General features: G+C 58.0%; 5 protein-coding genes, 2 tRNA genes and 3 rRNA genes (1 of these 10 running past the window's edge). 8 read left to right on the forward strand and 2 right to left on the reverse strand.

The window, feature by feature from the left end:
• The 8 genes from BLT55_RS25630 to recD all read left to right on the forward strand — a co-directional run.
• Positions 1-196 (forward strand): 16S ribosomal RNA (locus tag BLT55_RS25630); it begins 1,343 nt to the left of the window's first position.
• A 96-nt stretch (positions 197-292) separates the two neighbouring features.
• Positions 293-369, forward strand: a tRNA-Ile gene (locus tag BLT55_RS25635).
• A gap of 44 nt (positions 370-413) precedes the next feature.
• A tRNA-Ala gene (locus BLT55_RS25640) sits at positions 414-489 on the forward strand.
• Positions 490-730: 241 nt separating this feature from the next.
• Positions 731-3,623, forward strand: a 23S ribosomal RNA gene (locus tag BLT55_RS25645).
• Between the two features lie 162 nt (positions 3,624-3,785).
• A 5S ribosomal RNA gene (gene rrf / locus BLT55_RS25650) occupies positions 3,786-3,901 on the forward strand.
• The 16S, 23S and 5S rRNA genes sit together here with 2 tRNA genes alongside, the layout of an rRNA operon.
• 186 nt (positions 3,902-4,087) lie before the next feature.
• Complete coding sequence (gene recC / locus BLT55_RS25655) at positions 4,088-7,564, forward strand: exodeoxyribonuclease V subunit gamma (RefSeq protein WP_055001646.1); 3,477 nt, start codon at positions 4,088-4,090, stop codon at positions 7,562-7,564.
• A complete protein-coding gene (gene recB, locus BLT55_RS25660; RefSeq protein ID WP_055001645.1) occupies positions 7,561-11,253 on the forward strand; it encodes an exodeoxyribonuclease V subunit beta in 3,693 nt (1,230 codons plus the stop codon). The genes recC and recB overlap by 4 nt, the downstream gene beginning before the upstream one ends.
• Positions 11,250-13,343 (forward strand): exodeoxyribonuclease V subunit alpha, encoded by a 2,094-nt coding sequence (gene recD, locus BLT55_RS25665; protein WP_055001644.1) that lies wholly within the window; start codon positions 11,250-11,252, stop codon positions 13,341-13,343. Before recB ends, recD begins: the two co-directional genes overlap by 4 nt.
• Before the next feature lie 229 nt (positions 13,344-13,572).
• Here the strand turns inward: recD and BLT55_RS33585 are convergent, their stop codons facing one another.
• Together BLT55_RS33585 and BLT55_RS25685 are read right to left on the reverse strand one after the other, a co-directional pair.
• Positions 13,573-14,454: a hypothetical protein gene (locus tag BLT55_RS33585; protein WP_162234982.1), complete on the reverse strand. Its 882-nt coding sequence runs from the start codon at positions 14,452-14,454 to the stop codon at positions 13,573-13,575.
• A gap of 163 nt (positions 14,455-14,617) precedes the next feature.
• The gene (locus BLT55_RS25685; protein WP_223862769.1) at positions 14,618-15,640 is read right to left on the reverse strand and encodes a hypothetical protein; all 1,023 of its coding nucleotides are present in this window, start codon (positions 15,638-15,640) and stop codon (positions 14,618-14,620) included.
• Positions 15,641-15,737 lie beyond the last annotated feature (97 nt).

Genomic DNA, 15,737 nt, shown 5'->3' on the forward strand with positions numbered 1-15,737 from the left:
GTAATCGCGAATCAGAATGTCGCGGTGAATACGTTCCCGGGCCTTGTACACACCGCCCGTCACACCATGGGAGTGGGTTGCACCAGAAGTAGCTAGTCTAACCTTCGGGGGGACGGCTACCACGGTGTGATTCATGACTGGGGTGAAGTCGTAACAAGGTAGCCGTAGGGGAACCTGCGGCTGGATCACCTCCTTAATCGACGACTCAGCTGCGCCATAAGCACCCACACGAATTGCTTGATTCATTGAAGAAGACGATGAGAAGCAGCTTTTGCTTTGCACACCCGATTTTGGGTCTGTAGCTCAGTTGGTTAGAGCGCACCCCTGATAAGGGTGAGGTCGGCAGTTCGAATCTGCCCAGACCCACCAGTTACCTGGTGAAGTTGGTCAGAGCGCGTACGACACCCGGATACGGGGCCATAGCTCAGCTGGGAGAGCGCCTGCCTTGCACGCAGGAGGTCAGCGGTTCGATCCCGCTTGGCTCCACCACTTACTGCTTCTGTTTGAAAGCTTAGAAATGAGCATTCCACCCCGATGATTGAAGGGTGCGTGAATGTTGATTTCTAGTCTTTGATTAGATCGTTCTTTAAAAATTTGGGTATGTGATAGAAAGAAATATAGACCGGGCACCTCTTTCACTGGTGCGTGTCCGGGCTAAGGTAAAGTTTGTGAATGCAAACTTTCGGCGAATGTCGTCTTCACAGTATAACCAGATTGCTTGGGGTTATATGGTCAAGTGAAGAAGCGCATACGGTGGATGCCTTGGCAGTCAGAGGCGATGAAAGACGTGGTAGCCTGCGAAAAGCTTCGGGGAGTCGGCAAACAGACTGTGATCCGGAGATGTCTGAATGGGGGAACCCAGCCATCACAAGATGGTTATCTTACGCTGAATACATAGGCGTAAGAGGCGAACCAGGGGAACTGAAACATCTAAGTACCCTGAGGAAAAGAAATCAACCGAGATTCCCTTAGTAGTGGCGAGCGAACGGGGAGCAGCCCTTAAGTTGTATTGAGATTAGCGGAACGCTCTGGAAAGTGCGGCCATAGTGGGTGATAGCCCTGTACGCGAAAATCCCTTTGCAATGAAATCGAGTAGGACGGGGCACGAGAAACCTTGTCTGAATATGGGGGGACCATCCTCCAAGGCTAAATACTACTGACTGACCGATAGTGAACCAGTACCGTGAGGGAAAGGCGAAAAGAACCGCGGAGAGCGGAGTGAAATAGATCCTGAAACCGTATGCGTACAAGCAGTGGGAGCCCACGTTGTTGGGTGACTGCGTACCTTTTGTATAATGGGTCAGCGACTTATTTTCAGTGGCGAGCTTAACCGAATAGGGGAGGCGTAGCGAAAGCGAGTCTTAATAGGGCGTCTAGTCGCTGGGAATAGACCCGAAACCGGGCGATCTATCCATGGGCAGGTTGAAGGTTGGGTAACACTAACTGGAGGACCGAACCGACTACCGTTGAAAAGTTAGCGGATGACCTGTGGATCGGAGTGAAAGGCTAATCAAGCTCGGAGATAGCTGGTTCTCCTCGAAAGCTATTTAGGTAGCGCCTCATGTATCACTGTAGGGGGTAGAGCACTGTTTCGGCTAGGGGGTCATCCCGACTTACCAAACCGATGCAAACTCCGAATACCTACAAGTGCCGAGCATGGGAGACACACGGCGGGTGCTAACGTCCGTCGTGAAAAGGGAAACAACCCAGACCGTCAGCTAAGGTCCCAAAGTCATGGTTAAGTGGGAAACGATGTGGGAAGGCTTAGACAGCTAGGAGGTTGGCTTAGAAGCAGCCACCCTTTAAAGAAAGCGTAATAGCTCACTAGTCGAGTCGGCCTGCGCGGAAGATGTAACGGGGCTCAAACCATGCACCGAAGCTACGGGTATCACCTTTGGTGATGCGGTAGAGGAGCGTTCTGTAAGCCTGTGAAGGTGAGTTGAGAAGCTTGCTGGAGGTATCAGAAGTGCGAATGCTGACATGAGTAACGACAATGGGTGTGAAAAACACCCACGCCGAAAGACCAAGGTTTCCTGCGCAACGTTAATCGACGCAGGGTTAGTCGGTCCCTAAGGCGAGGCTGAAAAGCGTAGTCGATGGAAAACAGGTTAATATTCCTGTACTTCTGGTTATTGCGATGGAGGGACGGAGAAGGCTAGGCCAGCCTGGCGTTGGTAGTCCAGGTTTAAGGTGGTAGGCTGAGATCTTAGGTAAATCCGGGATCTCAAGGCCGAGAGCTGATGACGAGTGTTCTTTTAGAACACGAAGTGGTTGATGCCATGCTTCCAAGAAAAGCTTCTAAGCTTCAGGTAACCAGGAACCGTACCCCAAACCGACACAGGTGGTTGGGTAGAGAATACCAAGGCGCTTGAGAGAACTCGGGTGAAGGAACTAGGCAAAATGGCACCGTAACTTCGGGAGAAGGTGCGCCGGTGAGGGTGAAGCATTTACTGCGTAAGCTCATGCCGGTCGAAGATACCAGGCCGCTGCGACTGTTTATTAAAAACACAGCACTCTGCAAACACGAAAGTGGACGTATAGGGTGTGACGCCTGCCCGGTGCCGGAAGGTTAATTGATGGGGTTAGCGCAAGCGAAGCTCTTGATCGAAGCCCCGGTAAACGGCGGCCGTAACTATAACGGTCCTAAGGTAGCGAAATTCCTTGTCGGGTAAGTTCCGACCTGCACGAATGGCGTAACGATGGCGGCGCTGTCTCCACCCGAGACTCAGTGAAATTGAAATCGCTGTGAAGATGCAGTGTATCCGCGGCTAGACGGAAAGACCCCGTGAACCTTTACTATAGCTTTGCACTGGACTTTGAATTTGCTTGTGTAGGATAGGTGGGAGGCTTTGAAGCGTGGACGCCAGTCTGCGTGGAGCCAACCTTGAAATACCACCCTGGCAACTTTGAGGTTCTAACTCAGGTCCGTTATCCGGATCGAGGACAGTGTATGGTGGGTAGTTTGACTGGGGCGGTCTCCTCCTAAAGAGTAACGGAGGAGTACGAAGGTGCGCTCAGACCGGTCGGAAATCGGTCGTAGAGTATAAAGGCAAAAGCGCGCTTGACTGCGAGACAGACACGTCGAGCAGGTACGAAAGTAGGTCTTAGTGATCCGGTGGTTCTGTATGGAAGGGCCATCGCTCAACGGATAAAAGGTACTCCGGGGATAACAGGCTGATACCGCCCAAGAGTTCATATCGACGGCGGTGTTTGGCACCTCGATGTCGGCTCATCACATCCTGGGGCTGAAGCCGGTCCCAAGGGTATGGCTGTTCGCCATTTAAAGTGGTACGCGAGCTGGGTTTAGAACGTCGTGAGACAGTTCGGTCCCTATCTGCCGTGGACGTTTGAGATTTGAGAGGGGCTGCTCCTAGTACGAGAGGACCGGAGTGGACGAACCTCTGGTGTTCCGGTTGTCACGCCAGTGGCATTGCCGGGTAGCTATGTTCGGAAAAGATAACCGCTGAAAGCATCTAAGCGGGAAACTTGCCTCAAGATGAGATCTCACTGGAACCTTGAGTTCCCTGAAGGGCCGTCGAAGACTACGACGTTGATAGGTTGGGTGTGTAAGCGCTGTGAGGCGTTGAGCTAACCAATACTAATTGCCCGTGAGGCTTGACCATATAACACCCAAGTAATTTGCGACTCCCCTAAGGAGCATCAGATTGCGGTGACTGTGGAGATGACACGAACCGAAGGTTTGCGTCACGAACGACACCAATGCTTGCTATCACATACCCGATTTGCTGAAGCGCGCCGCAAGGCGCGACTCGGTACCCGAATTTCTTGACGACCATAGAACATTGGAACCACCTGATCCCATCCCGAACTCAGTAGTGAAACGATGTATCGCCGATGGTAGTGTGGGGTTTCCCCATGTGAGAGTAGGTCATCGTCAAGATTAAATTCCAAAAACCCTCATCGCTTACGCGTTGAGGGTTTTTGTTTTTCTGGCTTTCGAAAAACTTCATCTCGTCCCTCGGACACATCCCGCCAGTCATCCAGATCAACGTGCATATGGCAATCCAGCGCGCTTGCCCTTATGGTTCGGCCTCAGGTTTCTATCGCACTGGTCAAGGAAGCACGCATGCCCGTAACAACCTCCCTAAGCGCAGGTTTCATGGTGGTTCAAGGTAACCGCCCGGATGAACTGCGCAGTCTGGTGGTGTCTTGGATGCGGCGTTACCCCTTGTCACCACTGGAGAACGAGATCGCGCTGGTACAGAGCAACGGGATTGCGCAGTGGCTCAAGCTGGCCCTCGCCGAAGATGCTCAGGATGAAGACAGCGGAGGCTGCGGTATCGCCGCTGCCATAGATGTTCAGTTGTCCGGCAGTTTCATGTGGACGCTGTACCGAACCGTTCTGGGGCGTGGTGAAATCCCCGAGACCTCACTGCTCGACAAAGGGCCTCTGACCTGGCGTCTGATGCGCTTGCTTCCTGCGTTGATCAATCAGCCGCACTTCGAGCCACTGCAGCGCTTTCTGACCGACGATACCGACCTGCGCAAGCGCTATCAGCTATCCGAGCGCCTGTCTGATCTCTTTGACCAGTATCAGGTCTATCGCGCCGATTGGCTGGAAGACTGGGCCGAAGGGCGCCATCAATTACGCGACGCTCGAAATCAGTCCAGACCACTGACCGCTGCCAATTGCTGGCAGGCAGAGCTATGGCGTGCGCTGCTCGACGATGTCGGTGCCGAAGGCATGGCACAGAGCCGCGCGGGTGTGCATCAGCGCTTCATCGAGCGCATTGGCCACATGACCGAAGCGCCTCCAGGTTTGCCGGCGCGTGTCATCGTGTTCGGTATTTCCTCTCTGCCAGCGCAAGCGCTTGAAGCATTGGCGGGCCTGGCGAAGTTCAGCCAGGTGCTGCTCTGTGTGCATAATCCCTGTCGGCACCATTGGGCCGACATCGTTGCCGACAAGGACTTGCTGCGCCACCAGTACAAACGTCAGGCGCGCAAGACCGGCATGCCGATAATCCTCGATCCGCAAGCGCTGCATCAGCACGCCCACCCGCTACTCGCCGCCTGGGGCAAGCAAGGTCGTGATTACATCAACCTGCTGGACAGCCATGATGATCCGCGCAGCTATCGTTCATCGTTCAAGGACGAGCGCATTGACCTGTTCAGCGAAGTCGAACCTGCCAACCTGTTGAACCAGTTGCAGGACGACATTCTCGAATTGCGCCCGCTGGATGAGACTCGGGAAAAGTGGCCGGTAGTCAATCCGCTGGAAGACCGTTCGGTCCGTTTCCACATCGCCCACAGTGCCCAGCGCGAAGTGGAGGTGCTGCACGACCAGCTCCTGGCAAGGTTCAGCAAAGACCCGGCCCTGCGCCCGCGCGACGTGATTGTGATGGTCCCGGATATCGACAGCTACGCGCCACATATTCGGGCGGTGTTCGGCCAGATCGACCGTGAAGATCGGCGCTTCATCCCTTTCACGCTGGCGGATCAGGGGCAGCGCGGCCGTGAGCCTTTGCTGATCGCAGTCGAGCATTTGCTCAAGCTTCCCGACAGCCGCTTCCCGGTCAGCGAAATACTCGACCTGCTCGACGTTCCGGCGTTACGTGCGCGCTTCCGGATTCAAGAGCGCGACCTGCCGACCATGCATCGCTGGATTGAAGGTGCGGGCATTCGCTGGGGGCTCAATGCGCAACAGCGCGCCAGTCTGGGCTTGCCTGATGCGCTGGAGCAGAACAGCTGGCATTTCGGTTTGCGCCGCATGTTGCTGGGTTACGCCGTGGGTGCTGGTACGGCGTATGACGGTATTGAACCTTACGACGAAATCGGCGGGCTAGATGCGGCCTTGATCGGCCCTCTTGTGGCCTTGATCGACGCCCTTCAGGTGGCTCACACGCAATTGTCTACGCCGACCACACCGGAAGCGTGGGGCGCGCGTTTGCAAGCGCTGCTGCAACTGTTCTTCCAGGCCGAAAGCGAGCACGACGATTACCTGCTGGCTCAGCTCGAAACGTTGCGCGAAAACTGGCTTGAAACCTGCGCAACCGTCGGACTGATCGACGAGCTGCCGCTGACGGTGGTCCGCGAAGCGTGGCTGGCCGGGCTCGATCAAGGGCGTTTGTCCCAGCGTTTTCTGGCTGGCTCGGTGAATTTCTGTACGTTGATGCCGATGCGTGCCATCCCGTTCAAGGTCGTTTGCCTGCTCGGCATGAACGACGGTGACTATCCCCGCGCGCAACCGCCGCTGGATTTCGACCTGATGGGCAGCGATTACCGTCCCGGCGACCGTTCGCGGCGTGAGGATGATCGCTATCTGCTGCTCGAGGCGCTGCTTTCAGCCAGAGACCAACTGTACGTCAGTTGGGTCGGCCGAAGCATTCGTGACAACAGCGAACGTCCGGCCTCGGTGCTGATTGGCCAGTTGCGCGACCACCTTGCCAGCGGCTGGAAGCTGGCAGGCGAAACCGACCCTGCCAGTCCGCAGGATGAAGGCGAGCGCTTGCTGAAAGCCTTGACCGTGCATCATCCGCTGCAACCGTTCAGTGCCCGTTATTTCCATGCCGGCACGGGCTATTTCAGCTTCGCCCGTGAGTGGCGCCTGCTGCACGAGACCGATGCGCCGTCGCCTGCCTTGAGTGAACTGTCACCCCACGAGCAGGAAGAGCCGCTGACCATCGCGCAATTACAGGACTTCCTGAGAACCCCGGTGAAGCACTTTTTCAGCCAGCGCCTGAAGATCTATTTCGAAGTGGCCGAAGCGCCACTGGCCGACGAAGAGCCGTTCGTGCTCGCTGCCCTTGAGCGTTACGGGCTCAGTGAAAGCCTGCTCAGCGCCGCGATGGCCGCCCCTGACGACATCGATAGCGCGCTCCATACACAGGCGCTGAAACTGCAAGCCAGCGGTCTGTTGCCCCTGGCCGGTTTCGGCACCTGTATGCAGGACGAACTGATCGAACCGCTGCCGGACGTGTTGAAGCGTTACCACGACTTGCTGGCGCTCTGGCCCGAGGTACTGAGCAGCGCCTTGCCGATCAGTTTCGCCCACGGTGCGGTGAGCATCGATGGCTGGCTGGGCGGTCTGCACCGCAACGCCAACGGCGATCTGTTGCTGGTGACGGCCATTCCCAACAGCATCGGCTCGAAAAAGACCCGGAAATGGCACCGGCTGATCCGTCCATGGGTGAATCATCTGGTGGCCTGCGCTTGTGGGCTGCCATTGAGCACGGCATTGGTCGCCAGCGATGAAAGCCTGATGCTGGAACCGCTGCAAAAAGACGCCGCGACCACCACCCTCAATCACCTGCTGATGGCCTGGCTGCACGGTATGCAGCAACCGTTGCCGGTCGCCGTCAAAACCGCGTTCGCCTGGCTGGGCCAACCTGCCGACAAAGCTGAAGCCGCAGCACGCAAAGCTTACGAAGGCGACGGCCAGACCTCGGATGGCGAACGCCGCGAAAGCACGGCACTGGCCCGCCAGTTTCCTGATTTCGATGCGCTGATGGACAGCGAAGAGTTCGCAGGCTGGTGCGAGACGCTCTACAAACCGATTTACGACGCGCCCTGGCAATCAGTGTCTGGCGGCGAGGGCAGCGCATGAGCGACCAAACACTTCCTCTGGCGCTACGTTTTCCGTTACGCGGCAGCCAGTTGATCGAAGCCAGCGCCGGGACTGGCAAGACGTTTACCATCTCCGCGCTGTACCTGGGTCTGGTCCTCGGCCACGGTTCCGAACAATCGGGTTTTGGTCGCGAACTGCTGCCGCCGCAAATTCTGGTGGTGACCTTCACGGATGCTGCAACCAAGGAACTGCGCGACCGGATTCGGACCCGGCTGGCCGAGGCTGCGCGTTTCTTTCGGGACGAAATTCCTTCGCCGGATGGTCTGATTGCCGAGCTGCGCGAGCAGTTCGAGGCCGAGCAGTGGCCTGCCTGCGCCAGTCGCCTGGACATCGCTGCGCAGTGGATGGACGAAGCCGCCGTTTCGACGATCCACAGCTGGTGCCAGCGCATGCTGCGTGAACATGCCTTCGACAGTGGCAGCCTGTTCACCCAGACGCTGGAAACCGATCACAGCGATTTGCTCGGCGAAGTGCTGCGCGATTACTGGCGACGGTTCTGCTACCCCATGAGTGGCGACGCGCTGGCCTGGGTGCGGGAGAACTGGAGCGGTCCGGCGGCGCTATTGCCGCGCGTGCGAGGTCTGTTTGGCCGCGAACGCAGTACCGATAGTCGAGAACCCGCGGAACTGATCCAGGCGTCGTTGCAGGAGCGTCGAGCCGCCCTGATCGCCCTGAAAGCCCCTTGGGCCGCCTGGGCTGACGAGCTGTACGCCATCTGCCAGGACGCCGTCGCGCGCAAGGCGGTCGATGGTCGCAAGATGCAGGAGCGGTACTTCAAACCTTGGTTCGAAAAACTCTCCGCGTGGGCCGCTGACCCAACCCAGGAAGAACTGGATCTGGGCACCGGTTTCACGCGCCTGACGCCAGAAGGTGTTGCTGAGGCCTGGAAAAGTGATCCGCCTTCGCACCCGGCAATTGACGCGATGGCCGGGCTCAAAGCCGCGCTCGACGCGCTGCCCAAACCGGACGCGGCGGTATTGCAGCACGCTGCGCAGTGGGTGAGTGCGCGCTTTGAGGAAGAAAAGCGTCGTCGCGCCGAGATGGGTTTTGACGACATGCTGCTCAGGCTCGACGCTGCCCTGCGCAGCGCTGGCGGCGAACGTCTTGCGACCCTGATTCGCGAGCAGTTTCCGGTGGCGCTGATCGATGAATTTCAGGACACCGATCCGGTTCAGTACCGCATTTTCGAGAGTATCTATCGTCTTGAAGACAACGACGAGCAGACCGGCCTGTTTCTGATTGGCGACCCAAAGCAGGCGATCTATGCCTTTCGCGGCGCTGACATCTACACCTATCTGCGCGCCCGCCACGCGACTCAGGGTCGCTGGCACACGCTGGACACCAACTTCCGCTCCAGCCACGCGATGGTCGAATCGGTCAATCATGTCTTCATGCGCGCAGAACAGCGTGCGGAGGGGCGTGGCGCGTTTCTGTTCCGCGACGGCGAAGACAACCCGGTGCCGTTTTCCAGCGCACTGGCCCAAGGTCTTAAAGAGACGCTGGAACTCGATGGCAGTCCATTGGCCGCGTTGACGGTCTGGCAACTGGAGAGCGAGCAGCCGGTGTCCGGCGTCGTCTACCGACAGCAATTGGCCGCCAGCTGCGCCAGTGAAATCGTGCGCTTGCTCAACACGGGTCAGCAAAGTCGTGCCGGCTTCGTCGCGTCTGACCAGACACTGCGCGGGCTGCGCCCGGCCGACATCGCCATTCTGGTCCGCGACGGCAAAGAGGCGCAGGCTGTGCGCAGCCAGCTGTCGGCACGCGGCGTGCGCAGCGTCTACCTGTCGGACAAGGATTCAGTGTTCGCCGCCCAGGAAGCCCACGACCTGCTGTCATGGCTCAAGGCCTGCGCCGAACCGGATTCCGAACGTACGTTACGTGCGGCGCTGGCCTGTATCACGCTGAACCTGCCATTGGCCGAGCTCGAACGGCTCAATCAGGACGAACTGGCCTGGGAAAGGCGCGTCATGCAGTTCCGCAGTTACCGTGACATCTGGCGCATTCAGGGCGTGCTGCCGATGTTGCGTCGTCTGCTGCACGACTTTGCCCTGCCGCAGACACTGATCTCGCGGACCGATGGCGAGCGGGTGCTGACCAACCTGTTGCACTTGTCCGAACTGCTGCAACAGGCGGCAGCGGAACTGGACGGTGAACACGCGCTGATTCGTCACTTGAGCGATCACCTGGCGCTGTCCGGTCAGGCCGGAGAAGAGCAGATCCTGCGCCTGGAAAGCGATGAGCAACTGGTTAAAGTGGTGACCATCCACAAATCCAAGGGGCTGCAATACCCGCTGGTGTTCCTGCCGTTCATTTGCTCGTCCAAACCGGTCGACGGCAGCCGTCTGCCGCTGCAGTTTCACGACGCTGAGGGCCGCGCACAAATCAGTCTGCAGCCCACCGAGGAACTGATTCAACTGGCCGATAACGAGCGCCTGGCCGAAGACCTGCGTTTGTTATACGTCGCATTGACCCGCTCGGAGCACGCATGCTGGCTGGGCGTTGCCGACCTCAAGCGCGGCAATGCCAACAGCTCGATGTTGCACCGCTCGGGGCTGGGTTATTTACTGGGCGGCGGCGCGGCGTTGCCTGAGTCGGCGGCCTTGAAAGTCTGGTTACGTGATCTGGCCGAAGGCTGCCCTGCGATTGCCTTGCAGCCGGTTCCGGAGCCTACGGCCGACAGCTTTGTCGCGCCACGCAGCGAAGCTTCGCTGGTCAAGTTGCTGGTCCCGAAACGCCGTGCCGCGGAGAACTGGTGGATCGCGTCCTATAGCGCTTTGCGGATTGGCGACATAGTGACAGCCGGTGCCGACGAGTCGCCGGACAGCCCGCAGGCGCAGAAGCTGTTCGACGACGAGCGCCTCGACCCCGAAGCGCCTCGCGATATTCTGGTCGGCGGTGCAGACATCCATCGTTTCCCTCGTGGCCCGAACCCCGGCACCTTTCTGCATGGCTTGCTGGAGTGGGCAGGCAACGACGGGTTTGCGCTCACGGCGCATAACGTCGAGCTGATCAGAGATGCCGTTGCCCGTCGCTGTCATCGCCGCGGCTGGGCGGGCTGGATCGAGACCTTGCGCGACTGGCTGCATCAGTTGCTGAACATGCCGATGCACCTGTCGCCCGACGCCGCTCCGGTTGCGCTGGGTGATCTGAATCAGCCCAATCAGTACCGCGTCGAGATGGAATTCTGGTTCGCCAGCAACCACGTCAATGTGGCGCAAATGGATGCCCTGGTGCGCCGCTTCACCCACGACAATGCGCCGCGTGCCGCGACCGAAACCGTCTCGCTCAATGGCATGTTCAAAGGCTTCATCGACCTGACGTTCGAGCACGAAGGCCGCTATTACGTGGCCGACTACAAGTCCAATTGGCTGGGTGCCGACGACGATGCCTACACCGAGCTGGCGATGGAAGCCTCGATACTCGACAACCGCTACGACTTGCAATACGTCCTGTACCTGCTGGCATTGCATCGGCAGCTCAAGGCACGGCTGGCCGATTATGATTACGACCGGCACATGGGCGGCGCGCTTTACCTGTTCTTGCGTGGCAGTCGCTCAGCCTCGCAAGGTGCCTGGTTCACCCGCCCGCCACGCGAGCTGATCGAAAGCCTGGACGTGCTGTTTCAGGGCAAACCAGTACCGCATGACCTGCCGGGAGTATTGGTATGATCCGCACGTTTGACGACCTGTTGCCCACCGCGCTGGACGATGCCGGCCTTGCCGAGCTGAGTCCGCTGACCCGTGTCGACGACCTGCTGATGCTGCTCGAGCGCTGGGTCGAGCGCGGCTGGTTGCGTGCACTGGACCGAGCGTTCGTCGCGTTTCTCGGCGAACTCGATCCGCAGGCCGATCCGCTGGTGCTGGTGGCGGCGGCGTTTACCAGCCATCAGTTGGGGCACGGCCATGTCTGCCTCGACCTCTACGAGACACTGAAAGAACCGGACTTCGCCTTGTCGCTGCCGCCCGAAGGCGATCAGCAAGACGGCGCAATGCTGCTGCCCTCGCAACTGCTGGCTGCGCTGGACGGCGCAGCGTGGTGTCAGGCGCTGGCGCGCAGTGTGCTGGTCGCGGAAGTAGGAGACTCAAGCGCCGAAGCGCTGCAAAAACCATTGGTGCTGGCGGAGCGGCGTTTGTACTTGCGCCGCTACTGGACCTACGAGCGTCGTATCGCGGCGGCCCTGCGTCAGCGACTCGCCCAACCTGACACGCCGCCAGCAGATCTGCCGCAGCGCCTGACCGCGTTATTCGGCGCTGCCGACTCTGCGCCGGACGCCGTTATCGACTGGCAGAAACTGGCCTGCGCTCTGGCAACCCGTCGGGCATTCAGCATCATCACCGGCGGCCCCGGCACGGGCAAAACCACCACCGTGGTGCGCCTGCTGGCATTGCTTCAGGCACCTGCCGTGCAGAGCGGCCAGCCATTGCGCATTCGCCTCGCAGCCCCGACCGGCAAGGCCGCGGCACGTCTCACCGAGTCCATCAGTCAGCAAGTGCAAAGCCTGGACGTCAGCGCCGAGGTGCGGCAGAAAATCCCCAGCGAAGTGACCACCGTGCACCGCTTGCTGGGCAGTCGTCCCGGCACTCGCCACTTCCGCCACCACGCGGCCAACCTGTTGCCGCTGGACGTGCTGGTGGTCGACGAAGCATCGATGATCGACCTGGAAATGATGGCCAATCTGCTCGACGCACTGCCATCCCATGCGCGCATGGTTTTGCTGGGCGACAAGGATCAGCTGGCCTCCGTGGAAGCAGGAGCCGTGCTGGGGGATTTGTGTCGCGACGCTGAAGAGGGTTTCTACAGTCCAGAAACCCAGGCCTGGCTGGAAGCCGTCAGCGGCGAAGATCTGAGCAAAGGTGCGCTGCAACCGGGCGACGCGCAACGACATCCGTTGGCACAGCAAGTGGTCATGCTGCGGCACTCGCGCCGCTTCGGCCAAGGCAGCGGCATTGGCCAACTGGCCCGGCTGGTCAACCAGCAGCAGGACAAGCAGGCGCGCGCCTTGCTGTCGGCAGGCAGCCACACCGATCTGTTCGCCCTGGCGCTCAAGGGCGAGCAAGACCTCAAGTTCGAACGGCTGGTGCTGGACGGTCTTGGCAAGGGTGAACAAGGTCCGCAGGGTTATCGGCATTACCTCAATGTGCTGGCTGCCGAGCGTCCCGCGCAGGGTTCGGCACTCGACGACGCGTGCTGGACGGTCTGGGCCCGCTCGGTGCTGAACGCGTTCGACGCATTCCAGTTGCTGTGCGCCGTGCGCAAAGGTCCGTGGGGCGTGGAAGGCCTGAACCAGCGCATCACTCACGCGCTATTCAGCGCTGGCCTGATCGAAAGCGAACAGCAGTGGTACGAAGGCCGCCCGGTGCTGATGACCCACAACGATTACGGCCTCGGCCTGATGAATGGCGACATCGGCATCACCCTGCGCTTGCCCGAGCGCGATGGCGACGGCAAGCAAGTCCTGCGTGTCGCTTTCCCGCGTAACGACGGCACTGGCGGCGTGCGCTTCGTCCTGCCCAGCCGGCTCAACGAAGTGGAAACCGTATACGCCATGACCGTGCACAAATCCCAAGGCTCGGAATTCGCCCACACCGCCCTGATCCTGCCCGAAGCCCTCAACCCGGTGCTGACCAAGGAACTGATCTACACCGGCATCACCCGCGCCAAACACTGGTTCAGCCTGATCGAACCCCGCCAGGGCATCTTCGAAGAAGCCCTGCGCCGCAAGGTCAAACGCCTGAGTGGCCTGATGCTTGGGCTTTGAATCTGCAAACGCCCGCGCCTAAACAGGCTGCAGTCTGTAATGCACAAGTCGTGAACGCTCTGAAAGGTAGCGTCTGCCCGGGTGGCGCGGGAGCGGGCCTGGCGCTTCGCTTGTAGTGGGAGTGGACTCGTCCGCGAACTGCCGGGAACCGGCAGCAACGGTACACACGGTACATCAGACGCAACTGAGGCAGCCCGTTTCAGGGCCGCCGCAGATCCGACACAACACCTCACACGCCATAATCCACATATCGCGCCATAACGTTCGGGCGACTAAACGTATCAATCGTATAAACCCGCTGCCACATGGCATCAACCTCGGCCTTGAACGTGGCGTCATCCATATCAATCCAGTAGCGTGGGTTGCGGCCATTTTGCTGATCGTGGCTGGCGGTCACCGGGTCTAAATGCCGGTAGGGTTCGAACAACGGAATATCCGGAATCGGCCCGCTGACGTCCATGTAGTTTTGCAGGAAGTCCCAGAGTGCGCAGGGGCGTTGCTGGAAGTCGTCCGGGCCGAGTAATGCGTGAAAGTTGATGCGCTGGTCTTCACAGCGATGCTGGAGGATCAGGCCGTAAGACGGTCCATGTCGATTGCACGTAGTAATCATATAAGCGTCGAACTCGTAGAACGGGGCGATGAACTCGTCGATGACGCCCTCCTTGCGGTGACGCTTGTAGTCAAAGATCGTGACCAGACCCGTCCTGCGATTAAGCTCCCAGAGCGGACCTTTTGGAGGGCGGAACCAGATTCGTGGGAAGTGGTTGATGACGATGTGGCCGATTAGCCAACTGAGTAGTGGGGGGAGTGAAATAAAATAGCTGCCACCGATGAACGCTTCAAGAAATTCTACTTTTGTATATGAGTTTTTTGAGGCTATATGCATCGTCATACAGATCAATGCATAGAGAGGCGTTAACGTCAGAAAAATCCATTTCCCTCCAAGATTTAAGATAAGCCAGAGTTGCGACCGCATAGGTAATTGTGCATAGCGCAGACGCTCGTGATCGTATTTCTGATGAAGGTTTGCACCTTCAAACGGAGCGGGTACATAAGAACCATTGTTTGCTTTTTCTCGTTTTTTGCGTTTGAAATCTTCCCAGAAAAGCATCTCGGCTGGTGTGGGATCATCCAGAAGCCTATCAGGCACAGCGGCCGTAGTTTGCCCCCATGGCAATCGTATACCTTCAAAGTTATAGACGGATTTTGCTGGCTGAGCGCGGACCCCGTCGGATTTGTACGCTTGCGTGCCGTAATAAGATTTGCTGCTGGATTTAAGCATTGGGCGAAGCCTCATGAGTAGTCTCATCTGCCCAGAACGGTTGGTTGATCTTATTGAAATCAGGCTTTGCCCAGCTCTGGCTGTACTGAGTAGGATCCTTGATTGCCGGGGCAGGGAAGTATTTTTTTTCTCCTCTGTGGGTCAAAATAAATTGGGCTCGTACCGCCCATTTGTAATAGTGTCGACGGCTACCCGAGGATAGGGCATGGTTAATTGGCGTCGTGAAAAAAAGCTCCAGTGCATCAGGCAGTAGGCGCTGTGCTTTAGGTGTTTCAGGTCGGTCGCCGATCTCACTTTCTGCTCGATAAGGAATACCCTGATTACTGGTCCTTTCAGTCATATGACGCAGCCTGCATTCATTTTTAATACTAAGGCTGTCGAGATTTCCTATAAATCCCGGCAGACGACTCTCTAAACGGATGACAGTGTCAGCGCTACGTATTGCATGAGGTAGTTCTGCGTGTGGATCAAATTTGGCCTGCAGTTCGTAAGCAGGATTTTTTTCGACTGAGATACTGATTGCTGCAAGCATGCTCGTTAGTCGATAGAAAGCCTCCGTTGGGTCCTGCAAATATCGGTCGATCGGGTCGCTCTTGCCGAACGGTCCATTTGCTAGCCATAATTCCAACGGGGTTGAGCTCAATAGAGTGACTAAGCCCACGCCTACGGCAATCAGGAGCAACGCGGCCCAACCCAATACTGGAAGTCCGAGCAGCGTTGTTGCCGCTCCGAACAAAGTTCCTAGTGACCCCGATAGTCCACCCAGAGATAGCAGGAGATAACCATGCATAGCGCCATCGTCCCACTGCCATGCTTGCCATGCATCGATAACATTGACTATGGATAGAATCCAGCCAGAAATGAAGAAGCCCACGATTCGACCAGTCACTTTTGTGGTCAGCTTTTTGGCCAAAGCCTCGCCGAAGAAAATGGCGGCTTTTTTTGATGAGATGCTGAATAGCGTTGTTCTGGCTACTGAAAGTTTTGATTGCTGACCACCCAGTTTTACTGCCAATGCTTCTAACGCTATTACAAAATACAGGCTGGCACCTAAGATACCTAAGGAGGCGCTGATTTATTCGATTTTTCGTCCCTGCAACGCTCTGGAGGCC

The organism is Pseudomonas cannabina, from assembly GCF_900100365.1.
Classification (GTDB): Bacteria; Pseudomonadota; Gammaproteobacteria; order Pseudomonadales; family Pseudomonadaceae; genus Aquipseudomonas; species Aquipseudomonas cannabina.